Origin of the sequence: Flavobacterium hydrocarbonoxydans, assembly GCF_009789235.1 — a bacterium.
GTDB lineage: Bacteria > Bacteroidota > Bacteroidia > Flavobacteriales > Flavobacteriaceae > Flavobacterium > Flavobacterium hydrocarbonoxydans.
Genome location: NZ_WSTB01000001.1, coordinates 471,553 through 495,921 on the forward strand (window position 1 = coordinate 471,553; position 24,369 = coordinate 495,921).

The 24,369-nt window shown below is 33.8% G+C and carries 15 protein-coding genes; 4 read left to right on the forward strand and 11 right to left on the reverse strand.

Features of this window, described 5'->3' with window-relative positions:
* The 9 genes from GON26_RS02065 to GON26_RS02105 all read right to left on the reverse strand — a co-directional run bounded on the left by GON26_RS02065 (window position 1) and on the right by GON26_RS02105 (window position 12,369).
* Window positions 1–1,488 (reverse strand): xylulokinase, encoded by a 1,488-nt coding sequence (locus GON26_RS02065; protein WP_160373051.1) that lies wholly within the window; start codon window positions 1,486–1,488, stop codon window positions 1–3.
* 212 nt (window positions 1,489–1,700) lie between these two features.
* A complete protein-coding gene (locus GON26_RS02070) occupies window positions 1,701–2,423 on the reverse strand; it encodes an NUDIX hydrolase (RefSeq protein ID WP_160373052.1) in 723 nt (240 codons plus the stop codon).
* A 57-nt stretch (window positions 2,424–2,480) separates the two neighbouring features.
* Window positions 2,481–3,506, reverse strand: coding sequence for a glycoside hydrolase family 43 protein (locus GON26_RS02075; RefSeq protein ID WP_160373053.1), 1,026 nt, complete (start codon window positions 3,504–3,506; stop codon window positions 2,481–2,483).
* A 28-nt stretch (window positions 3,507–3,534) separates the two neighbouring features.
* The gene (locus tag GON26_RS02080) at window positions 3,535–4,968 is read right to left on the reverse strand and encodes an MFS transporter (protein WP_160373054.1); all 1,434 of its coding nucleotides are present in this window, start codon (window positions 4,966–4,968) and stop codon (window positions 3,535–3,537) included.
* A 243-nt stretch (window positions 4,969–5,211) separates the two neighbouring features.
* A complete protein-coding gene (locus GON26_RS02085; protein WP_160373055.1) occupies window positions 5,212–6,321 on the reverse strand; it encodes an endo-1,4-beta-xylanase in 1,110 nt (369 codons plus the stop codon).
* A 310-nt stretch (window positions 6,322–6,631) separates the two neighbouring features.
* Complete coding sequence (gene uxuA / locus GON26_RS02090) at window positions 6,632–7,810, reverse strand: mannonate dehydratase (protein ID WP_317164672.1); 1,179 nt, start codon at window positions 7,808–7,810, stop codon at window positions 6,632–6,634.
* A gap of 36 nt (window positions 7,811–7,846) precedes the next feature.
* Window positions 7,847–8,584 (reverse strand): SDR family NAD(P)-dependent oxidoreductase, encoded by a 738-nt coding sequence (locus GON26_RS02095; RefSeq protein WP_160373056.1) that lies wholly within the window; start codon window positions 8,582–8,584, stop codon window positions 7,847–7,849.
* Between the two features lie 20 nt (window positions 8,585–8,604).
* Complete coding sequence (locus GON26_RS02100) at window positions 8,605–10,677, reverse strand: alpha-glucuronidase family glycosyl hydrolase (RefSeq protein WP_449404276.1); 2,073 nt, start codon at window positions 10,675–10,677, stop codon at window positions 8,605–8,607.
* A 654-nt stretch (window positions 10,678–11,331) separates the two neighbouring features.
* Window positions 11,332–12,369, reverse strand: a complete 1,038-nt coding sequence (locus GON26_RS02105) for a LacI family DNA-binding transcriptional regulator (RefSeq protein WP_160373057.1) — start codon at window positions 12,367–12,369, stop codon at window positions 11,332–11,334.
* Window positions 12,370–12,641: 272 nt separating this feature from the next.
* Between GON26_RS02105 and GON26_RS02110 the strand changes: the two genes are divergently transcribed.
* From GON26_RS02110 to GON26_RS02125, 4 genes are all read left to right on the forward strand, one after another.
* Window positions 12,642–15,266, forward strand: coding sequence for a glycoside hydrolase family 3 protein (locus tag GON26_RS02110; RefSeq protein ID WP_160373058.1), 2,625 nt, complete (start codon window positions 12,642–12,644; stop codon window positions 15,264–15,266).
* 355 nt (window positions 15,267–15,621) lie between these two features.
* Entirely contained in the window at window positions 15,622–15,984 is a 363-nt protein-coding gene (locus GON26_RS02115; protein ID WP_160373059.1) for a hypothetical protein, read from the forward strand.
* A gap of 242 nt (window positions 15,985–16,226) precedes the next feature.
* On the forward strand, window positions 16,227–17,519 hold the full coding sequence (locus tag GON26_RS02120; protein WP_160373060.1) for a hypothetical protein: 1,293 nt from the start codon (window positions 16,227–16,229) through the stop codon (window positions 17,517–17,519).
* A gap of 450 nt (window positions 17,520–17,969) precedes the next feature.
* Complete coding sequence (locus tag GON26_RS02125; protein WP_160373061.1) at window positions 17,970–22,124, forward strand: hybrid sensor histidine kinase/response regulator; 4,155 nt, start codon at window positions 17,970–17,972, stop codon at window positions 22,122–22,124.
* A gap of 91 nt (window positions 22,125–22,215) precedes the next feature.
* Here the strand turns inward: GON26_RS02125 and GON26_RS02130 are convergent, their stop codons facing one another.
* Window positions 22,216–23,049: an HNH endonuclease family protein gene (locus tag GON26_RS02130; RefSeq protein ID WP_160373062.1), complete on the reverse strand. Its 834-nt coding sequence runs from the start codon at window positions 23,047–23,049 to the stop codon at window positions 22,216–22,218.
* A gap of 3 nt (window positions 23,050–23,052) precedes the next feature.
* On the reverse strand, window positions 23,053–24,303 hold the full coding sequence (locus tag GON26_RS02135) for an AAA family ATPase (RefSeq protein ID WP_160373063.1): 1,251 nt from the start codon (window positions 24,301–24,303) through the stop codon (window positions 23,053–23,055).
* Window positions 24,304–24,369: the final 66 nt, after the last annotated feature.

The following is a 24,369-nucleotide window of genomic DNA, read 5'->3' on the forward strand; positions in this document are numbered from 1 at the left end:
CTATTTTTTATTTGTTAATATTAATTCTAATTCCTTTTTCCAATTTTGATATGCCTTTTCATAAGGGGCTGCGTTTTTTAAGGGTAAAAAAGTCATAACGTGATCGTTGGTCGTGATGCTGGCTCCAAATTTTTCAAAATTTCCATCTGTCAGACCCACCGCTCTGGCAGCTCCTACAGCTCCAGTAGTATTATAAATTTCGATTTCATGCCCGATCAAAGTAGCAACTGTATTAGAAAAAATTTCTGAGCGAAATAAATTATCATTTCCTGCCCTGATTACATTAATCGTTGCATTATCCTCTTTTAAACATTCCATTCCGTAAACAAAAGAAAAAGCAATTCCTTCCAGAGAAGCTCTAAACAAATGCGAACTGTTGTGTATGTTTAAGTTTAGATTTAAAAAATGTGTGCCAATATTTTTGTTATTGAACATGCGTTCTGCACCATTACCAAACGGGATGACTACTACTCCATCTGAACCTACCGCAATTTTCGAAGCCTTGCGGTTCATGGTTTCATAGGTTTCATCACCCATATTATTTCGTAACCATCGGTACTGAATTCCAGCTCCGTTGATGTTGAGTAGTTTCCCAATTTTTGGTGCTTTGTCATCGTAATTGACGTGTACAAAATTGTTTACTCTTGTGCTTTTATTTCCTGTAGAAATATCGCTTACGGCATAAAAAACACCCGAAGTACCACCAGTAGCGGCAACCTCTCCGGGATTTAAAACATTCAAAGACAACGCATTATTAGGCTGATCACCTGCTCTGTAAACAACCGGAATACCCACTGGCAATCCTGATTCTTTAGCTCCTTTTTCGTTTAGAACACCTTGATTGGTAAAATTTTCGACTATTGTGGGTGTCATCGATTGGTCGATGCCATAATAATCTAAAAGCCAATTGGCTACTTTGTTTTCTTTGTAATCCCACAACATTCCTTCAGATAAACCATTTTTTGTCGTGGTTACGTCCCCCGTAAGTTTGTACGCGATATAATCTCCCGGTAACATATATTTGTAAACCTGATTGTAAATTTCAGGTTCGTTATCTTTTACCCATTTTAGTTTCGAAGCGGTAAAATTTCCAGGTGAATTGAGCAAATGTTCAGCGCACTTTTCCTTACCAATCTCTGCGAAAGCTTTGTCGCCAATTTCTACCGCCCTGCTATCGCACCAGATAATGGCATTACGCAGCGGATTGCACTTATTATCTACAATAACCAATCCGTGCATTTGATACGAAATACCAATTCCTTTTATTTTTGAAGCCTCAATATTAGCATCTCGAATAGCTCTTTTAGTCGCGGTACAAATGTGCTGCCACCAAATTTCCGGATCCTGTTCTGCCCAGTCTGAATGTAAGGACACAATTTCCATTTCGTTTTGCGGCTCATTCAGCACAATTATTTTTTTGCCCGTAGCAGCTTCTGTCAGGGCTACCTTAACAGAAGAACTTCCGATATCATATCCTATGTAGTACATACTTTTTTACTTTCTATTTTTTTAATCTAAAATACACATTATTCACTTTAATAATTTCTACAGCCTAATTTCCTTAACCCTATATCTATCTTATTTTCAATATTTTGAATAAAAACAAATCATTTATTAAAGATAAAACTTATTCTGCTAAAAAACTTAATTTTACAACACAACCGATTGTGTTTTTTGGCATTTTTTTTTAAAATAAATCACTAAAAACCATTAAAATTAAAATTAATCTCTCTTTGCGATAATAATTCATTGTTGTTAAGGTTTAAGCTGTAAAACTTTGCTGCTCTGTGTGATACATCTTCTTCTTTCTCGTTTGCATCATATAACAACCCCATTTGCAATATCTTTCTTCTAAAATTGGGTTTGTTTATTTCTATTCCTAAAATTTCTTCGTAAAGATGCAGCACCTGTAATAATGTAAATTTTTCGGGCAATAAATTAAATCCTATGGCACTTTTGCAAATATTCTTTCGCAACTCTTTTACGCTGTAATCTAAAATTATTTTATGCTTATCGGTTAATCCATTCACTTCATTAATACCCACCCATTTGGCATCTGCAATCGATTCTTTGATAGTTAAACCCTGAGCATTATTTTTTACTAAAGCATAATATCCTATTGCAATTTCTTCCTGTGTTGAGGACTGCGATGGATAACTAAAAGCTTTAAGCTGCTCTAAATAAAAATGCTGTTCGCCTATGTAATCCTCTAAAATATTATGAGCAGTACTCAATATCGTCTGCCCTTCTTTTATCCAGTCATTGGCTAATCTCCAGTTTAAGTTGCCTTGATTATCTTTTTGATTAACTAATAAAACTTTAAGCGTTTCACCTTCAAAATTAAATATCACACAATCAATTTCTATACTGTTTGAAATATAATGACTGTTCGCTCTTTTGCCTTTTTCATCTCCTCTTTTCATAGAAAATAAAATTTTAATCGTTATACTATCCCTAATAAAACAGCAATCTTAATCTGCTTATTCCTGCATTCCGTAAGGATCTATGGTTACTATTGAACCATCTTCCAGATACTCTATTTTGGTTACCTTAATACTTCGTAAATGAGTCACTCCTTTTGATAAACTGGAGTCATGGTAAAACAAATACCATTCATTATCAACTTTACATATCGAATGGTGTGAAGTCCATCCTATAACCGGATTTAAAATTCTGCCCTGATACGTAAAAGGTCCATAAGGATTATCACCTGTAGCGTAACAAATAAAATGTGTATCTCCTGTAGAATACGAAAAGTAATATTTACCATTGTATTTGTGTACCCACGAAGCTTCGAAAAAACGACGCTCGTTATCTCCTGCAACTAATACTTTTCCGTTTTGATCGAGAATCTGGATCTCTTTAGGCTTTTCTGCAAACTCTAACATATCTTCTGTAAGAAGTGCAACAATAGGTCCTAAAGCTGGTTCATTTGCTGATGGTTCTTCGTGATCAGCATGATATTGATTGTCACGGTACTTTTGAAGCTGTCCGCCCCAAATTCCGCCAAAATAAATATACTGTTTCCCATCTTCATCCTCAAAAACAGCCGGATCAATACTATAACTTCCTTCTATAGGTTTTGGCTGAGGCAAAAATGGTCCTACTGGAGAGTCGCTCACGGCAACACCAATCTGAAAAATACCATCGGCACGTTTTGCTGGAAAATACAAGTAATATTTACCGTTTTTGCAAGCTGCATCAGGTGCCCACATTTGTTTTTTTGCCCAAGCTACATCCTCTACATGCAAGGCAACTCCATGATCTACAGTATCTGATGTGATATTCTCCATCGAGAAAACATGATAATCTTCCATACCAAAATGATCTCCATTATCATTAAACGGAATCCCGGCATCAATATCGTGTGAAGGATAAATGTAAATCTTATTATTAAATACATGTGCTGAAGGATCAGCCGTGTAAATATGTGAAACCAAGGGTTTCGAAATTGCTTTTTTATTAATTTCTTCAAAATTAACTTGTTCAATACTATCTTCAGGCATAGTGAAATCTTTATTTTTTTAATACTAATTAAGTTCTTCTCTCTTTTAAATCGTTTTCTATTTGTACTTCCATATTTTTATTAATTTTATAAAAAAACAACAAGGCAACCCCAACTAAAAAAGGTATTGCAGGAAAAACACTTACTAATAATTTTATACCATTAATAGCAGTATCTGTTTGAGTCAATGAGTTCGGGATATAATGATAATAACCCAAAAACAAGGTCGTTAAAGCACCGCCGATACTTAAACCTGCTTTTAGTCCCACCATCATAGCAGAGAAAATAATCGCAGTTGCGCGACGATGGTTCAGCCATTCAGAATAATCCGCAACATCGGCGATCATGGCCCATAAAATAGGTATGGTTATCCCATAAAAAAATCCGTGGAGTATTTGAGAATAAAACATCAGACCAACAGAATCTGCCGGAAAAAAGTAAAAGGCTAAAACAAATAAGGTCGAAACAAATAAAAACGAAGCAAATACATTACGCTTACCATATTTATCGGCTAGTTTTTTTGATAAGGTAATACCCACTATCATAAAAATAATTCCTCCTGCATTAAATAATCCAAATCCCGCGGCAATAGGGTCATTCCCAAACTGATTGAGTCCTAAACTGGCTAATACTTCTAAAATGGGCTTTATAAAACTGGCTAACTGTACTTTATCTACATAATTTTCGAAATAATAAACATAAGCCCCGCCTTTCATCGCCAGTGTAATAAATACTAAGGTGGTAAGACTCAACATGATTATCCAGGGTTTGTTTTTCATCAAATCATTCAAATCTTCTTTTATACTGGATTTTTGTTCCGGTTTTGGAATGATGCGTTCTTTTGTAGTAAAAAAAGTAATCAGTAACATTATAGTTCCAATGATAGCCAGAACCGTCATTACTTTTTCTATACCAATAGCCTTATCGCCATTTCCTGCACTTTTAATGATTCCTAACATAAAAACCTGCACAAAAAACTGCGCAAACATAACCGCCACAAATCTATAAGAAGACAAGCTGTTGCGCTCACGCATATCACCTGTAATAACACCACTTAAAGCACTGTAAGGCAAATTATTACCTGCATAAAACAATAATAATAATGTATAGGTTACGATGGCATAGATTACCTTTCCTTTATATGAAAAATCGGGCGTTGTAAAAGCTAATAAAGCAACAACTCCCAACGGAATAGCGGTGGCTAAAATCCATGGTCTGAATTTCCCCCATTTGCTAAAAGTTCTGTCTGCTAAAACTCCAATAATCGGATTAAAAATAAAGGCTGCTATTAATCCTACTACCAACATGATTATGGAAGAATCCGTAGGTGATAATCCATATATATCGGTATAAAAATAGGCCAGATAGGTCATCAGGGTCTGAAAAACTAAATTTGCGGCTAAATCACCCAGGCTGTATCCTATTTTTTCTTTAATGGAAAGTTTTTGAGAAATGTTATTCATTATGGTTTGTGGTTATTGTAGTTAGTTACCAATTGATTTTCTTATCACAATAGTAAGTTAATAATCTTGATTTCTTTATCCGAATAAAGATGTTTTTTATGTTATTATTTAATTAAACAATCGGTTGTGTAAAATTATATAAATATATGTAATAAACAAATACTGAGTACATTATTTACATATATAAAGCAAAAACAACCGATTGTTATAAATTCCATATTATAACCGCTGTTTTATCTTAAATTATTGTTTAGTTTGCTTTAATTCCATCACACTATTATATGCTTTTTTGTGCTGCATTTGCGTGTCGAACAATAAAGGATAATTGGTTCTTCCTTTTATAGGCCAATCATTCAGCCAGGACTGCTTATCATGCACTCCCCAAAATGTCACTCTGCTTATTTTATCTTTGTGTTTCAAAAACAATTTAAAGATTGAAGCATAACGGTTTGCCAATTTTGTCTGGATAGAATCCGGAAGGCTTTTAGGATACATATTCATTTTAGGATTACCCTCAAAATTCTGGTTTACATCGGCTCCCTGCAAGTCCCAAGGGTTTGGTAAAACGGTGATGTCTAATTCTGTAAAAGCTACTTTTAAATCAAGCGCTGAATACTCTAAAATACTTTTTTCTATCTCCTCTAATGAAGGACTCTCCAATCTCCAATGTCCCTGAATACCAACTCCGTCAACTTTTCCTCCGGCTGCTTTTATTTTTTTTATTAATCGGATGGTACCTTCTCTTTTGGCAGGTTCTTCTATATTATAATCGTTATAATACAAATCTACTTTTGGGTCCGCTTGTTGGGCCAGTTTAAAAGCATCTGTTAGGTAATTTTCTCCTAAAACCTCTAAGAAAATCGATTTTCTAAGCGTTCCATCTTCGTTTAAAGCTTCATTGACAACATCCCAGGAATTGATTCGGCCTTTGTATTTCGAAACAATTGTCGTGATATGATCTTTCATAAACGCTTTCATTGCTGTACTGTCTTTTATTTCCTGCATCCACGGAGCTAACTGACTGTGCCATATCAAAGTATGTCCGTGAATAAACATTTTATTTTTTTCACCATAGGCCACAAATTTATCCGATAACGTAAAATCGTATTTGTCTTTTGCTGGATGAATAAACATCGATTTCATGATATTTTCGGCAGTAATACTATTGAATTCTTTACTAATCAAAGAATCAGCTTTGGCATCTTTTCCTTCAATTTGATCCGCACTTAAAGCGGTTCCGATATAAAAATCATCTTTGTAACTGTTTTTCAAAGAAACCTCTTCTTGTTTTGATTGGCAACTAACGACAAATAGTGCCGTCACGGCTAGTAAAAAGGGACTAAATACTTTCATGTTTATTATTTTTATTTGGGTTACGATTCATTTTAAATTTAAAAACTATACTGCTTTTACCACATCATCAATTATTAAATTGAAACTCGTTGGTGTAATTAATAAAAAATTTAATTAAACACATAGAAACATAGATTTTATGATTTAAAAAAAAGGAAATCAAAAAGAAACTCGTTTCTTAACACATAGATAGCTATGTGTTTTAATGTGAGTGAAACGCCTTTTTTGACTTCAATAAGCTATGTTTCTATGTGTTAAAAAAAATTACCCAACGAGTTAAATTGAACTATTTTTCTTTAACATCAATTTACTAATTCAATTGTTTCAATTTGTAGCCAATACCTGCTTCCAGACCTCTTAATTCTGCCAGACCTTTTAATCTTCCTACCAAAGAATAACCAGGATATTGTTCTATTCCTTCTTCTATCGAATGCAAAAATCCGTGATCCGGGCGCATGGGCAAACTTACGTTTCGCTCGTTCATCAGTACGATTAATTTTTCTATAATAGCTTCCATTTTAGCTTCTCCGTTCAGGTGTTCCGATTCTCTAAAAACATTCTCGTTTTCACGAATGACATTTCGTAAATGCAAAAAATGAATTCTGTCACCAAAATCGTCTATTATTTTTTCCAGATTATTCGAAGGATTCGCACCTAAAGAACCGGTGCAATAACACAATCCATTTGCGGATGATGGCACTGCTTCAAAAATTTCCCTAAAATCATTTTCAGTCGAAACAATCCGCGGAAGTCCTAATACTGAAAATGGCGGATCGTCCGGATGAACTGCTAATTTAGAGCCACATGCTGCTGCTATCGGAACAACTTCTGATAAAAAATAAATCAAATTCTCTCTTAATTTTTTATTATCAATAGCTGCATAATTATCTAATAAGGAAAGAATCTGCTCCGCGGTAAAGTTTATTTTACTCCCCGGCAATCCTAGCAAAACATTTTTGAAGAGCAATTCTTTTTCACTATCTGAAAGTTGGCTGCCAAATTGCAAAGCCTTTGCTTTTTCTTCTTCTGAATATTCGTTTTCGGCATTTGGTCTTTTTAATAAATACACATCAAAAAAAGTAAAAGCTAATTGATTGTACAACAAAGCTTTGCTGCTATCCTGATTGCTATAATTATGATCTGTTCTTACCCAGTCCAGAATGGGCATAAAATTATACGTGATGATTTTTATCCCACAATCGGAAAGATTTTTCAAACTGATTTTATAATTTTCGATGTATTGCAAATAATTACCAGCTGCTCTTTTTATCTCTTCGTGAACAGGCAAACTTTCTACCACTGTCCATTCTAATCCGGCATCCTTAATAATTTGCTGTCTTTCTTGTATAGCTTCAATAGTCCAGATATCGCCAACCGGAATCTGGTGCAAGGCTGTTACAATTGCGGTAGCTCCGGCTTGTTTAATATCGATTAAACGCACGCTGTCCTGAGGTCCAAACCAGCGCATCGTTTGCTGCATTTTTATCATAATACTAACTTTTTAATTTGTTAAACACCAAAATTATTAAAATCCGATACTATTTCCGCCATCGACAGGCAAAATGGTTCCGGTAGTGAATTTTGATTCGTTTAAAGCAAAATAATAAACGGCATCTGCAATATCTGATGGCTCTCCTAAAATACCCATCGGTGTTCTCGAAAGCACTTTATTTTTTCTTTCCGGGTCATTGTCTAATGCTTTTGCAGACATTTTAGTTTTGATAAATCCCGGTGCCACACAGTTCACACGAATACCAAACGGAGCTAATTCTACAGCCATCGCTCTGGTCATCGATTCGATGGCTCCTTTACTGGCAGAATACGCAATAACTTTTGGAATACCATATTGAGAAGCCATCGAACTGATGTTTACAATACTTCCGCCTTTGTTTTCTTTCATGTTTTTTACCACTGCTTTACTGATGGCAAAAACACTTAAAAGATTGGTGTGAATGATGGTTAAAAATTCTTCATCTGTAACGTCTAAAAATTCTTTTTTAAGGTTGATTCCGGCATTGTTAACCAAAATATCTATAGGTGAGTTTTTAGTTAAATTTTCAATCATTGCTGGAATACCTGCCAGATCATTTAAGTCAAATAAAACGGGAATGGCATTGGGGCCAATCTCTTTGCAGGCCTCTTCTGTTTTTTCTTTTGTTCGGCCAATTATATAGGTTGTAACGCCATTATCGCATAGTTTTTTTGCAGTTGCAAATCCTAAACCCGAATTTCCTCCGGTTACAATCGCTGTTTTTGTATTCATAATTTTTATTTAATAATTTATTAATTCCCCGGGGCAAAAGGAAATTGTAATGATTTGAAATAGTCTAATGATTGTGTCGGTTTTTCAACTCCGTCAGGTAATTCTTTTCCTGAAAACTGCTGAAAATATAACAAACACGCATCACGCCACCATTTAGCTTCTTTATACTGAATGTTCAGTAACATCTCTACTTCATCAAATCTTTCTGGATCAACATATTGTTTTACATTTTTCCAGGTAGTTTGCATCTCTTTTACCTGATCGACACCTTCCTGATATTTAAGTGCCAGACCGTTCCAGAGTGTTTGCCCGTTTTGAAGTTTGTAATTCCAAGGAACATGATGAAACCATAATAAATCTTTTTCAGGGCAAGTCTTCAGATTATCAAAAATATTGGCAACAGTTGGTGCATATTGCCCAACCGCATCAGTACCCTTTTTAGAACGGTCAAACCCGATTCCGTTTTTATCTGCTTTATGATAATAAACGGGATTCCATTCTGGTCTGGATAAATTACTCACCCAGGGTCCTGGACCGTAATGATGCCCGGTATCCATAATATGATGCAATCCTAAGGGAGTCATATAATTAACCACCGCTTCACGCGATTTCAGCATCATTTCTTTTACTGGATTTATAAATTTTTCATCATTTGAAAAAGTCGCTCTCATCCATTCCTCAGCAATAACTCCGGAATCTAAATACGGGTTCCAAGCCAATCTCCCAAAGCCATACCAATTGGCCTGTGCAAAAGGATGTCCGGTCCAGTTTAAGTCATTTCCAATATTAGAAACACCCGCAATTCCGGTTAATTTATGGTTATCGAGAGTGCCATCTACCACTTTCGCCACCAACGAATTTTTTCCTTTTTGATACGTATCCGATTCTAAAACCTCCTGAAATAATTTTGGTAAATAAACCAAATGAGTACTAAAACCTAAATATTCCTGCGTGATCTGAAACTCCATCATCAAAGGCGTTTTTGGCATGGCCCCAAACATAGGATGAAAAGGTTCTCTGGGTTGAAAATCGATTGCCCCGTTTTTTACCTGAACGATCACATTTTCCCTGAATTTTCCATCATAAGGCACAAACTCAGCATAGGCTTGCTTGGCTCTGTCATTGGCATCATGTTCGGAATACACAAAAGCTCTCCACATCACAATTCCGCCAAAAGGAGCTACCGCATCGGCCAGCATATTGGCGCCATCAACGTGGTCTCTGCCATAATTTTGAGGTCCAGGCTGCCCTTCCGAATTGGCTTTTACCAAAAAACCTCCAAAATCAGGTATTCTTTTATAAATTTCCTTTGCCTTTTCTTTCCACCAATTCATTACACTTACATCTTTTGGATCAGCGGTTTTCAAACCTCCTATTTCTATCGGTGCAGAAAATCTGGCGGTTAGATACACTTTTATGCCATAAGGTCTGAAAACATTAGCCAAAGCTTCCACTTTTTCAAGATATTGCGGAGTCAGGATCAAAGCATTTGCATTTACATTTGTCAAAACTGTTCCGTTAATGCCTATCGAAGCATTAGCTCTGGCGTAATCAACATAGCGGTGGTCTATAAAATCTGGGAGTTTTTGCCAATTCCATAACGAAAAACCGGCATAACCGCGTTCTACCGTTCGGTCTAAATTATCCCAGTGATTCAAAATTCTGATATTCGTTTTTGGAGCATCTGCAATATTGAGATTCTCAATCGGTTGGTGCGTCTGAACTAATCTTAAAAAGCTGTAAACGCCATACAAAACACCAATATCTTTCTTTCCGGTGATGACGATTTGTTTTTTATTTTTAAATAAAATCGATTTAATAATAAAACCTTCCTCATTAATAAGCGTCAAATCTTTTTGCAATTGCGTTCTAATTTCAGCATCCAAAACACTTTCTGATCCTATAATAATGCTATTTTCAGCTTCAATCTTTGATTTAACTTCTATTTTAGAATCAAGCATCGCATTCAGTGCCATTTCTAATTCATTCGAAGAAATTTTTGCAGTTGCAGAGTTTTCCAATGAAACAATTCCATTAACCGAAGCTTTGTACTTTGATAAGATTTCAGCATTTGAAATTTTATCATATTGCATCCATAACTTATAATCCTTTTGTGCTATCGAAGACCATGAGACTAAAAAAAATACTGCCGTTACTTTTAAAAAAAATCTTTTTTTACTTTCCATTTTATCGATAATACTATTAAATTTCATTTATTTAGAAAACAGGTTTTTACCCAATTATGAATGTATTTAGCAAAATTATATTGTAAAAAATACATTATTACAAAAATAGAGCGCTTCGCAATCGGTTGTGTAAAAATATAAGATTGAAGTTTAAGAAAAAAATTTTATGCTCCTTTTTTTGAAAAAAAATTAAAAAAGAAGACTTGTTATGCTATTTTTTTTACAAAAGAAAAAAGTATTAATACTAATCCGTTGGCTGTAATGAATAAAAATTTAATTAAACACATAGAAAACATAGATTTTATGATTTTGAAAAAGTAAATCAAAAAGAAACTCGTTTCTTCACACATAGTCCCGATAACTATCGGGATGTTTTAATGAAAGTGAAACGCCTTTTTTGAATTCGATAAGCTATGTTTCTATGTGTTAAAAAAAAATCACCCAACCCAACAAACGGGTTAATACTAAAACTGCTATTATTTAAACCAAAAAAAAACTGCCTGACAACATAATTGCCAGACAGCCTGAATAAACTATATATCTTAAAATAGAGAATTAAAACTATAATTTATTTTTATCAGATGATTCCCGAACTAGTACTTCTGTATTTAAGAAAGTAATTTCTTTGGCATCTTCATTTTTTAATGATTTTAAATTTTTGATGATTATTTCAGCCGAAGCTTTGCCCATTTTCTCAGCAGGATGTGTAATTGTAGATAAATTAGGATCTATAATTTGCGAAATTGGGTCATTATTAAAACCGATCACCGCAAAATCATCCGGTACTTTTATACCTCTTTTTTTGGCCGTCTGAACAGCACTTACCGCAATAATATCTCCAGGCGCAAATAAACCATCCGGAATATCTTTTAAATCAAACAATTGATTGCTTGCCTTCACTCCCTCTTCGTAGGTAAACGATTCCAAGCTAATAATTAAATCTTCATCTACAACCAAATCGTGATCTTTTAATGCCTCTACGTAGCCTCTTTTTCTTTCGTTATAAAGACTGCCGTATTCCGATCCTGCTGTTAGGTGTGCAATACGCTTACATCCCTGATCTATAAGGTGTTTTGTTGCTTTATAACCCGCCGAGAAATTATCGATAACGACCCTGAAAGTATTGTAATCTTTGGGCACCCTGTCAACAAATACAAGCGGAATATTGTTATTCGAAAATTGCTTAAAATGCGATGTATCTTTTGTCTCCATCGCCAACGAGCATATAACACCACTTACACGATTGCTGTACAGCGACTTCGCCATATCTACCTCTTTCTCATAAGAATCATGCGATTGCATAATAATTACCGTATAATTAGATTTTTGAGCCGTAATCTCAATACCACTAATCAAAGAAGATAAGAAAGGCTGCGTCACAGTTGGAATCAATACTCCAATCGTTTTGGTTTTATTACCACGTAATCCTGCGGCCAGCGTATTGGGTACAAAACCCATTTCTTCGGCCGTTTTTTTAACTTTTTTTATTGTTTTATCACTTATAGTGTGATGGTCTTTCAGAGCTCTGGATATGGTTGATGTGGCCAAATTTAGTCTTTCGGCAATATCATAAATCGTTACATGTTTATTCTCCTCCATGATTTAAACTAAAATAGGCAGTAAATATAACTATTAATACAATTCCTTTTTTACAAAAATAATAATTCCTCTTTGGAATAATTTTATTCAAAAAACAGTAAACCAAATAAACTATAAATTATTAACTCTTTTTTTATATTCTGAAACAATTTTAAATAAAATAAATGCAGAATTAATATTTTTTTTATTTCTTTACACAATCGGTTGTGAAAATTTTCAAACGTGCTCTTCCGCACTATACATTTTAATTATCATTTAAAAAAATATACCGCATGAAAACCAAAATTTTTATCGTTCAGACCTTACTTCTTATTTCATTTTACGGTACTGCACAGGAGCAAGCAAAAAAATATACTTTTCAAGATACCAGCCTGAGTTTTGAAACCCGGGTCGATGATTTAGTAAAGCAACTTACCCTGGAAGAAAAAGTAGCACAAATGCTGAATTCGTCGCCTGCCATTCCCCGACTTGGAATTCCGGCTTATGACTGGTGGAATGAAACCTTACACGGAGTAGCAAGAACGCCCTTTAAAACCACAGTTTATCCGCAGGCTATAGCAATGGCGGCTACGTTTGATAAAAATTCTCTTTTTAAAATGGCTGATTATTCTGCTCTGGAAGGAAGAGCTATATACAATAAAGCAGTCGAATTAAACCGAACAAACGAACGTTATCTGGGCCTTACCTACTGGACCCCGAATATTAATATTTTTCGTGATCCTCGTTGGGGACGCGGCCAGGAAACGTATGGCGAAGATCCTTATCTTACTGCTGTTTTAGGAGATTATTTTGTAAAAGGTTTACAGGGAGATGACCCAAAATACCTAAAAGCCGCAGCCTGCGCCAAGCATTATGCCGTACACAGCGGGCCAGAATCTTTGCGTCATACTTTTGATGTTGATGTCACGCCTTATGAACTTTGGGACACCTATCTTCCTGCTTTTAAAAAATTAATAACCGAGTCTAAAGTTGCCGGTGTAATGTGTGCTTATAATGCTTTTAGAACACAACCCTGCTGTGCCAGCGATATTCTGATGACGGATATTTTAAGAAATCAATGGAAATTTGAAGGCTATGTAACCTCTGACTGTTGGGCTATCGATGATTTTTTTAAAAACCATAAAACACATCCCGATGCAGAATCGGCTTCGGCAGACGCTGTTTTTCACGGTACCGATATTGACTGTGGAACAGATGCTTATAAAGCTTTGGTTCAGGCTGTAAAAAACGGAAAAATCAGCGAAAATCAAATCGATATTTCGGTAAAAAGACTTTTTATGATTCGTTTCAGATTAGGAATGTTTGATCCTGTAGAAATGGTCAAATATGCACAGACTCCCTCTTCAGTATTAGAAAGCGAAGACCATAAGGCACATGCCCTTAAAATGGCACAACAGTCTATGGTGCTGCTTAGAAATGATAAAAACATACTGCCGTTAAAGAAAAATTTAAAGAAAATTGTTGTGCTTGGACCTAATGCTGACAACGCCATAGCTATTTTAGGAAATTATAACGGAACTCCAAGTAAGCTAACAACTGTTTTACAAGGTATTAAAGACAAAGTAGGTGCGAATACTGAAATTGTTTATGAAAAAGCGATCAACTTTACGAATGATACTTTACTGGTGTATCAAAATCTTAAAAATCAATATAGTTATGAAGGAAAGCAGGGTTTTAAAGCAGAGTACTTCAACAATAAAAATCTATCAGGAAAGCCAGAAGCGGTAAGAACAGAATCGGAAATCAATAATGTATGGCAGGAAGGCGAAGTGGTTGTGAATACGATTAAGGCCAATCATTTTTCTGCCCGTTATACGACAGACTTTACAGCGGATCAGGACGGCTCCATTACCTTTGAAATCAGTGCAGACGACGGATATCGTTTTTTAATAAATGGAAAAGAAGTCGTAAACGCCTGGGATAAAAACAGATGGGGCGAAAAAACCTTTAAATTAGATACTAAAAAGAATTCGGTTTACAAATTAGTTTTAGAATATTGGCAGGGAGAAGGAAAAGGAAACGTAGTCCTTAATACCGGTAATTTTGAAAAAACTGATTTTGAAAAAATTGTCGATAAGAACAAAGATGCCGATGCCTTTATTTTTGTGGGTGGAATTTCTCCGCAGCTTGAGGGTGAAGAAATGCCTGTAAATTATCCTGGCTTCTCAGGTGGCGACCGTACCTCTATCCTACTTCCGGAAGTACAAACCCAACTACTCAAAGTGCTTAAAAAATCAGGAAAACCAGTGGTCTTTGTTATGATGACCGGTAGTGCTATCGCCATTCCCTGGGAAGCCGAAAACATTCCTGCTATACTAAATGCGTGGTATGGAGGTCAGGCCGCAGGTGAGGCTGCCTCGGATATACTTTTTGGCGATTATAATCCTGCCGGAAGATTGCCGGTTACTTTTTATAAAGGCGATTCGGATTTAGCTGCTTTTGTTGATTACAGTATGGATAATAAAACGTATCGCTATTTTAAGGGCAGTCCGCTTTATGGTTTTGGGTATGGACTCAGTTATACAACTTTTAAATATGATGAGTTAAAAATAGCTTCCAAAATAAAGAAAGGTGAAGCAGTACCAGTTTCCGTTCGAATCACCAATACAGGAAAAACGGAAGGAGAAGAAGTTGCCCAATTGTATATCGTAAATCAAAACACAGCTGTAAAAGCGCCACTAAAAAGCCTTAAAGGATTTGAACGAATTAATTTAAAATCCGGCGAAAGCAAAAATATCACCTTCACCCTTACCCCTGATGATTTGTCATCGGTTACAGCCGAAGGAGATTTAAAAGAACATTCAGGTAAAGTCAAAATCACAATTGGAGGAAGTCAGCCTGATGAAAAAAATGAAACAACAAGTAATCTTGTTTCTCAAATGATTGAGATAGAATAAACTATTTTTTTTAAGTTAATTTTGGTAAATAAATCTTAAAAACTGTTCCTAAAATAAACCGCTGATTACATAGATTAAAACAAAAGATTTGTGCAATCAGCGTAAAAAAAAGCTGTATGTGTATTAAATCAACTTGATGAATAATACCCTACAGCTTTTATTATGACTCTTTTTTTAATGTTTAGCAATTTGTTAACATCAGTAAAAACCTCAATTTCAGACAAATACTTACTTAAACTTTAATTTCTTCTCTTTTTTTAATTTTATGAAAGGATTACTTTTTCAAAATGATTATATTTGTAGCATATCAAAATAAGCCCTATTTCGAGATAAATTGTAATTATCCTATTTACAAATGAAAAACCTAAAGTTCATAGTTGTTAGTTTACTACTCTTGTTTGCTTTTATAAGCAAAGCAGAGTTTAGTACAGCTACTTGTGAACATAAGAAGTTTAATTTTAAAAATAACTTTACAGCTTCTAAACTTCAGCTTATTTCCTCATCAACTTCAGCAGATGCTAAAGAAAACGATGATCCTTTTACAGTTAAAAAGAAAATAAAATATCGTGCTACCACTTCAGAAAGCACGACTTTAAATACACCTTACCTAATTAAATTAGTAGATTTTAAAATTTTTAAAAATCGCTTAATATACGGTATTCCATCCATTTATCAGATACAACGTTATACGTATCTACACCTCTATCAGCTTTTCTAGACGCTTCGTTTTTTAAACCCAGAATTCTCTGCTTTTTTCTTTGATAATTTTTAAAAGTATATCCTTTTATCAACTATTTAGGAAACTTAACTTGAAACGGGTACAGCCAGCTATTGAATAAAATGCCTAAAATTTTGTACTAACACTATCAATATAAGTGTTTTATATAAAAAAAAACCAAATAGAATTTTAAAAATTCTCAAAAAATACCAAAAATTAAAACGAATAAAATCCCCCTTGTTATGAAAAAAATTACCCAAATTATCTGTGTGTTTTTAACAGTTACAAGTATGAATGCGCAACAGGAAAAAGGAATCATTGGTTACACAAACTGGTTGAGCAACTGGTCTGAATTTAAACCTCATAAAGTAGAATATGGAGAACCTAACCAAATTTTAGCAGGAAACATTTCAGTTAATACCAAACTGCTCAAAAAAAATGTATATGTTCTTCAGGGAAACGTTTATGTAACTAATAATGCTGTTTTAACGATCGAACCGGGAACTTTAATTATTGGTGATTTCCAAACAAAAGGAACACTGGTTATTACAAAAGGCGCACAGCTTATTGCAGACGGTTTAGAAACAGATCCAATTGTATTTACTTCAAACCGCAGCATGAAAAAAGCGGGAGACTGGGGAGGTATTGTCCTTCTTGGCGAAGCTCCTATTAATAAATTTGGAAATATTGGCTCTTATAACTTAGATCTTGACCCTACCTTAACCACCTACGGAGGTGAGAATGCATCTTCAAACTCTGGTATTTTAAGATTTGTAAGAATCGAATTTGCCGGAAAAAACATTAAGGGTACAAATACCTTCAACGGTTTAACCATTGCAGGTGTTGGCAGTCAGACAATACTAGAGAATATTATGGTTAGCTATTGTGGTGGTAACTCATTTGCTTTTTATGGAGGAGATGTAAATGCTACTAAATTTGTTTCCTATAAATCAATTAACGACGATTATAAATTTACTCAGGGAGCTCAATGTCGTTTATACAATTCATTGGCTGTAAGATCTTCTTATTTATCCAGTAACAAAGATGGTTCTCGTTGCTTAGAAGTAAAATCATACGAAAACAAAAATGAAACAGATTTTACTAAAAAACACACTTTTGTTACAGCTGACAATATTACATTGCTAAATGACAGCGAAAACATTACTGCTGATATTCAGTCTGGTTTAGTTAAAGAAGCGGTTTACATTGCTGAAAACGCATCTCTTGAAATGAAGCGTAGTGTAGTTTCCGGGTTTAATCCTGCTGTCATAATAGACGAAAAAACAGAAATTAATGATGCCAATCTTAAAAAAATAAAATTTGAGGAAATGTTTTTCAACTTATGTACCGCAAATATCGTTACAGATGGCAATAGAAACGAAGAAGATTTAGAGCACTGGTATGGCAACATTTTATTTTCTAATGTACATTCTAAAAGCGATAACAAAGAAACATTTGTTGATATATTCGATTCTAAAAGACCCGATTTCAGATTACGCTTAGGAAAAATTACCGCTTCAAGCAGTAACAGATAATTTAGTTTTGGCACACTAAAATAGGTTTATATTATAATTCAAATCCTGCTTTTACTAAAAAAAAGTCCTAATAACAATTAGGACTTTTTTTATGCGCAAATTTTAATATTCAAAATAAAATTTCAGATTCAAGAGTTGTGTTTCAAAGATTCTACAATTAAATATTGAGGTTAATTAATGTAGTTTTTATAATAACATTCTATAGCAAATACATCATTTGTCCTGCTTTATGCTTCAAATTTGCTATTCTAATTTCTAACTCAAAAAGTATATTTGCGGGTACGATTAATCCCTAAAAAAATATCAATCGAGCTCCTATTTTTTAGCAATACAGTAAAATTTGTTCTGAAAAACAAAGCTTTCTGTTTAGTTTTAGTAATATTGTTTTTTATATCCAAAAACAAAAGATTATTTTCAGACATCGTTGATAAATAATGACCTTAAATCTCCATGAAAAATATTAAATATATTCTTGTATGCTATTTTGTGTTTGTAAGTTGTCTTTTTTCTCAAAATAAATTTGACAACTATCAATTTAGAAGCATACAGGAAACCACTTCAAAAAGAGCCGTTTCCTCTATCATTCAGGACAAAAATGGCTTTATTTGGATAGGAACTACCGGTGCGGGTTTGTATCGGTACGATGGTGTAAACTATTATGGCTACCAATATGATAAAAAACCAGGATCAGTAAACAGCAACTTTATTTTTACCACTTTTATTGATTCTAATAATAATCTGTGGGTAGGTACAGATGAAGGTTTGTGTCTGTACAATAGAGATCTTGATAATTTTACAAAAATTAATATTGAAGATGCCATTACGAAAGGATATCGCGAGCCTATAACGGTAAAAACAATTATTCAGGATCACAACGGCAATTTATTCATTGGGGCTTATGGTTTTGGGTTATTCAAATTAAATATAAAAACCCAGAAAGTTTCTTTGGTACCATCAAAATTATTAAGCAGACCCGATTTTCTAATTAAATGTTCTGTAAAAAATAAGCAGGGTACTATTTATTTTGGAACAAATTATGGCCTTTTAGAACTTGATTTGAACGGAAAAGTGAAGCAGGTTTATAAAGATAAATTCAAAAGAGAACCTTTATTGAATGATATTGAGAATCTTGTTATAGATAAATTTGGGTATTTATGGCTCGGAACCACTGAAAACGGCCTGATAAAAATTAAACCTGAAACCGATAATTACCAATTTGAAAATTATTTTATTACCAAAAATAAAATCCTGTCTATTGTACAAAGCAGCTTGGATTATATCATTTGTGGTACCGAGAATGATGGCTTATTGGTCGTAAATTATAAAGGACAAGTGCTTAAAAAGTATTTGTACAGTAAGTACGATAATTTTAGTTTAAAATCGAATTCGGTTTGGTCTTTATATGAAGATAAAGAAAAGCGTTTATGGTTAGGGTATTTTAATAAAGGATTGGGCGTACTTGATAAACCCAATAACAAATTCAATTCGCTTGAAGCGCTCGTTAATAATGATAATTCTTTACAAACCAGTTATGTAACTTCTGTCGTAAAAGATAAAAAAGGCAATTTGCTGATAAGCACTGAAGGCGGTGGACTGGATATTTATAATCTTGCCGCAAAAAGTTTTATTCACGTAAATAAAAACAATCAAAATTATTATTCTGGCCTCGATGCGGGTGATATTCAGACCATCCTAATTGATAGCAAACAAAATATCTGGTTAGGAAGCTGGGATCGTGGCATCTACTTTTTGAAAAATGGAATTACCCGATTTATCAATTACAACACCCGAAATACAGCGGAATTAAAATCGAATCGGATTTTTAGTTTTTCAGAAGATTCGAAAGGCCGAATCTGGATAGGAACTTTTATAAAAGGGCTGCATTATTTTGATCCTAAGAGTAATACATTTATTCATTGTGACTCGAAACCTTTTGTAGAAAATAGTTTGGATAAAGCTTTTATCCGTAAGGTTTTTGTTGACTCTGATGATATTTTGTGGGTAGGAACTATTTTAGGATTGTATCAGGTAAATCTAAAAGATGATACTGCTTTTAAAGTCACAAAAATGCGGGATGCCATGTTCAGGAACATCCCGAAGGACAACAGCATTCAAACTATTTTATCGATTTATGAATCTAATGATAAAACAATATGGATAGGAACGGATGCTCAGGGCTTGTTTAGTTATAATAAAAAAAACAAACTGTTTTCCAATTATGACGATTTCCCAAATTTTGAAGAAAAATCAGTTCGTGCAATCATTGCGGACAACAATGGTGCTTTATGGATTAGCGGCGGATCTGGATTAACAAAACTCGATTTAAAAAATAAAAAAAGCATCAATTTCAATAAAGATGACGGGCTTGTAGATAACGATTTTAATAATAATGCGGTCTTTAAAGACGGTAATGGTGATTTGTATTTTGGGAGTTACGAAGGTGTCAATTATTTTAACCCAAACGAAATCCAAAAAACCGAAAAAGCACCACGTTTGTATTTTAGTGATTTCAAATTATTCAATCGCTCTGTAAAACCCAATGAAGATGCATCGCCGTTAACCAAAGTAATTTCTCAGACTAAAGAAATTATGCTCAACTATACCCAATCGGTTTTTACGATTGAATATGTTGGAATCAATTATAATTATTCTAAAAAAAATCAATACGCCTATTACCTTCAGGGTTTCGAAAAAGACTGGAATTATGCCGGAAATAACAGAACAGCCACCTACACCAATCTGGCGCCGGGCAATTATGTTTTTAAAGTAAAATCGGCTAATGAAGACGGCTCCTGGAGTAATGATCAATTAGAACTAAAAATAAAAATCCTGCCTCCCTGGTGGAAAACTATCTGGGCCTATTTACTATATTCCGCTATTTTAGTTTTCCTAATTATATATCTGAATAAAATTTACCAGAATCGTTTTAAAGCCAGGCAAGCGATCCTTTTAGAGAAAGAAAAAACCATTCAGTTAGAGAAATTAAACAATAAGAAATTGCAGTTTTTTACTAATATTTCACATGAATTCAGAACACCTTTAACACTAATTATCAATCCGTTAGAAGATATTTTAAGAAGTAAAAAATTATCTCCCGAAGTGCATCATAAATTAAAAATCGTACACAAAAGTTCTGATAGGCTTTCCAGACTTATCAATGAGCTGATGGATTTTAATAAATTAGAATTTAATAAAATATTTCTTCAGGCTAAAAAAATCGAGGTGATCGCTTTTACAGAAGAAATTATCAGTTATTTTAATGAAGAAGCCGCTACACGAAATATTACGATTCATTTTGAGTCAACATTAGAGGAACTGGAAGATTGGCTGGACCCTAAAATGTTAGAAAAAATAATTTTTAATATTATTTCGAATGCTTTCAAATTTACACCAGACAATGGTTCTATCACGATTGCTATAACTAAATCAGAAACAGAAAGCTTGCTGGTAATTAATGGAGAGAGGGTTCCATCCTTTTCGATAACCATAACCGATACAGGTTCAGGAATTCATAAAAAAGATTTGAAACGTATTTTTGACCGATTTTATCAGGTCAACAATGTCAATAAAGATTATTACGGCAGTACAGGTATTGGTTTAGAGGTTGTAAAAGAGTTTGTCGAGCTTCATAAAGGCAAAATTGATGTTTCAAGTCAGGTAGGACAAGGCACCCAATTTATGGTAACGTTTCCGTTAGGCAAATCTTTTTATAAGAAAAATGAAGTCGTTGACGAGGTTTTTAAAATAGAAAAAAACAAAAATCAATTTCTGCTTGACACTCCTGATAATCAATCTGATGAAGATTATTTCATAGATCAGGAAATAGAAGATTCTAGCACCTCAACTGCAAAATCACACACTGTTTTGGTTGTAGAAGATAATCCTGAACTACGAAATTATTTAAAACAGGAACTGAGTAAAACCTATAAAGTTCTGGTAGCCGAAAATGGTCAGAAAGGTTACGATCTTGCGGTTCAAAAATTACCGGATTTAATCATTACCGATGTCATCATGCCTGTAATGGACGGATTGCAATTGTGTAAAAACATAAAAGGAGACTTAAAAACAAGTCACATTCCTTTATTAATGTTATCGGCTAAAGCGATGGTAAAAGACCGATTAGAAGGTATCGATTCTGGTGCAGATATGTATTTGAGTAAACCTTTTGAATTAGATATTCTAAAATCAAGTCTGGCACAGCTCATTACAAGCAGGCAGATTATGTTTAAGAAATTTTATAGCGGAATTACAAAAGATGGTAAAGAAAAAACCACTTCGCTGGACAATGAATTCATTCAAAAAATTCTTCATTTTATCAATGAAAACATTAGTGAACCAGAACTGACTGTAGAGTTATTGTCCTCAAAAATCTTCTTGAGCCGAAGTCAATTGTATCGAAAAATAAAAACATTAACGGGTGTTTCGGTCAATGAGTTTATTAGAAATGTACGATTGGAAAAAGCCAAACAATTAATCGAACAAGGAAATAATAACATCAACGAAATTAGCTATAAAGTAGGGTTTGCTTCTCCCTCCTATCTGGCCAAATGTTATAGAATAAAATACGGGCATCTGCCTACGCAGGAAAAAAGAACAAAAGAATAAAACCTAAAAAAACAATCTTCAAAAGGTTAAAAGTTTTTCAAAAGAAGCAGTCCGAAAAGACAGCTTCTTTTGAAATATATAAATATCATAATTATAATATCGTATTGAAATATCTGTTCATCCCTGCAAAATTATAGCTACTTGAAAGCATATCCTCTATTTGATCTTCTAAATCTCTTCTAATATTAGGGTCAGAAATGGCAGGAATTGATGCTTTAAAAATCCTAAAACTTTTAAAAACAGAATATCTCAGGTTTTTTAATTCTATACGATTTATTCCATAAAAATCCTCCGCAGCTTTTACGTATTCTGCATATTGTGTTTCCCTTGGAATAATCTTTACTTCTTGGGTTAAATCGTCTGCTTCATAAGCAAAGTAAGCCTCAGGATTGTCAAAATATGGATTGAGTAACAAAGCCTGTTCTTGAAAATGTTCATCGCTATAGGTTTGAAGAGTATAATTTTCCCCTATATCAATCGGATCAGGCGAGATATTCCCTGCAAGCAAATTAATTTCTGCGTCTGTACTACTATCAAGTAGTAAAGGAGAAGGGTACAAATTAACTCCTCTAATTGGGAAATTATTACTTTTATAAGTTTGATTACAAATTTGACAGGCAAATAAATAATTATCATAAGTGTAGGCTAACCACCAATAAATACTCTTGGGTCTGTAATGCTCTACATCACCATGTGCTACAACATCAGTATTAGCTTCACAATATGCACATTTTCCAAAACTTTCTTTTTTTAGCTGTGTTTTTGCCGTTTTCCAAAATGCACTTCTAAATGAAATTGGTTTAGTATTGTCAATTAAAAAAGATCTTTGCGCCAACATTAATTCTATATCTCTTTCACGTTTAGCAGCGCCACGGTATTTAGCATTTATAGCTCCGGAAGTTCTCAGTCGTTGTAAAGATATCATAAACTACATCTTGATTTTTAGTTTCTCTTCAATCTTTTCAAGCAGTTCTAATTCTTTCGAACTTGAAGTTTGTAGATTTCTCTGAGGCAGATTTTTTAATTTGCCTTTTACAATCTTCATCATTTTCTTTTCCGTATCATTTAAAGAATCTCCTTTAGATTTTAAAACCTCATATTCTTTTTTAACATTCTGTATCTCATAACTTTCATCTGTTTCTAATCCGAAAATAGGAGTCATTAGTAATTGATTAATTAATAATGATTTCGGGGAACCTATGAACGGTATAATTTCAACAACATTAGAATCATTTCTTTTTAAAGCAAATAATTCTCCCGTATCTGCTTGTTGTGCCGTAAGCGGAGAATGTGTTGTGGCAACAACTTGAAAATTTGGAAGTTTATTACCTATAAAGTCCAATAACTTTCTCTGCCATTTAGGATGCAGATGCAGATCTAATTCATCTATCAATAAAAGACCTCTTGATTCTAACGGCTTACTATAACTTCTAAAAGCTTCAGTAATCCTAAAAAGCAAATCTCCTATCCAGGCAGCCATATTTTGATATCCGTCACTTAATTGATCAAGCGAAATTAATCCGTCAACTGTCTCAAAGATTACTTGCTTCTTTTCTTTGTCTATGGAGTGAAATACAATTCCAGGCAAAAAATCTTGCAATGCTTCTTTTACCAAATTAATTCCTTCCTCTCCAGAACGGTAATCCAGCTCAATAATCCATGCAGTTAAAGGATTTAATGTTGAAGAATTATCAAATAAGTTTCTAACGTTCATAGAACGTGCATTTCTGTTTTTGTCAAAATTAGAGAATACTTCATTTGATAATCTTCTGCTTGCACCGTAAGCAACAATAAAATAATTCCTATTTGCATTTTCAATAGCACTATCAATTAAATATAAAGATTCTCTATTGTTAGAAATAACTTTCGAAAGATTATCTCCTCTTTCAAATTTTAGAGAAATATCCCGCTCTTCACCTTTTTTTGTTTCTATTACTGCCTTAATTGAACAATTATTTTCGCCAAATTTTATCCAAGAATCTATATTTCCTAAAAGTTCTCCTAGCGCATTACTTCCAGAAGTAACTAAGGCTATAGCTTTTAGAACATTACTTTTCCCCGTTCCATTTTCTCCCAAAATTAAAGTCCATTTTCTATTGCTCTTCTTATCCTTCTCAAAAGATAAACTGATATCTGCAAGACATTTAAAATTTGTAAGTGTTATTTCTTTTAGAAACATGATTTCTTATTGTAAAATTAGTAATCAAATTTACTGTTTTTTTTTATTGTAAATATTTTTAATATA

Bases quoted from the DNA above. Each gene is read 5' to 3' on its own strand.
- GON26_RS02065 (WP_160373051.1), bottom strand. From the start codon at position 1,488: ATGTACTACATAGGATATGATATCGGAAGTTCTTCTGTTAAGGTAGCC.
- GON26_RS02070 (WP_160373052.1), bottom strand. From the start codon at position 2,423: ATGAAAAGAGGAGATGAAAAAGGCAAAAGAGCGAACAGTCATTATATT.
- GON26_RS02075 (WP_160373053.1), bottom strand. From the start codon at position 3,506: ATGCCTGAAGATAGTATTGAACAAGTTAATTTTGAAGAAATTAATAAA.
- GON26_RS02080 (WP_160373054.1), bottom strand. From the start codon at position 4,968: ATGAATAACATTTCTCAAAAACTTTCCATTAAAGAAAAAATAGGATAC.
- GON26_RS02085 (WP_160373055.1), bottom strand. From the start codon at position 6,321: ATGAAAGTATTTAGTCCCTTTTTACTAGCCGTGACGGCACTATTTGTC.
- uxuA (WP_317164672.1), bottom strand. From the start codon at position 7,810: ATGATAAAAATGCAGCAAACGATGCGCTGGTTTGGACCTCAGGACAGC.
- GON26_RS02095 (WP_160373056.1), bottom strand. From the start codon at position 8,584: ATGAATACAAAAACAGCGATTGTAACCGGAGGAAATTCGGGTTTAGGA.
- GON26_RS02100 (WP_449404276.1), bottom strand. From the start codon at position 10,677: ATGCAATATGATAAAATTTCAAATGCTGAAATCTTATCAAAGTACAAA.
- GON26_RS02105 (WP_160373057.1), bottom strand. From the start codon at position 12,369: ATGGAGGAGAATAAACATGTAACGATTTATGATATTGCCGAAAGACTA.
- GON26_RS02110 (WP_160373058.1), top strand. From the start codon at position 12,642: ATGAAAACCAAAATTTTTATCGTTCAGACCTTACTTCTTATTTCATTT.
- GON26_RS02115 (WP_160373059.1), top strand. From the start codon at position 15,622: ATGAAAAACCTAAAGTTCATAGTTGTTAGTTTACTACTCTTGTTTGCT.
- GON26_RS02120 (WP_160373060.1), top strand. From the start codon at position 16,227: ATGAAAAAAATTACCCAAATTATCTGTGTGTTTTTAACAGTTACAAGT.
- GON26_RS02125 (WP_160373061.1), top strand. From the start codon at position 17,970: ATGAAAAATATTAAATATATTCTTGTATGCTATTTTGTGTTTGTAAGT.
- GON26_RS02130 (WP_160373062.1), bottom strand. From the start codon at position 23,049: ATGATATCTTTACAACGACTGAGAACTTCCGGAGCTATAAATGCTAAA.
- GON26_RS02135 (WP_160373063.1), bottom strand. From the start codon at position 24,303: ATGTTTCTAAAAGAAATAACACTTACAAATTTTAAATGTCTTGCAGAT.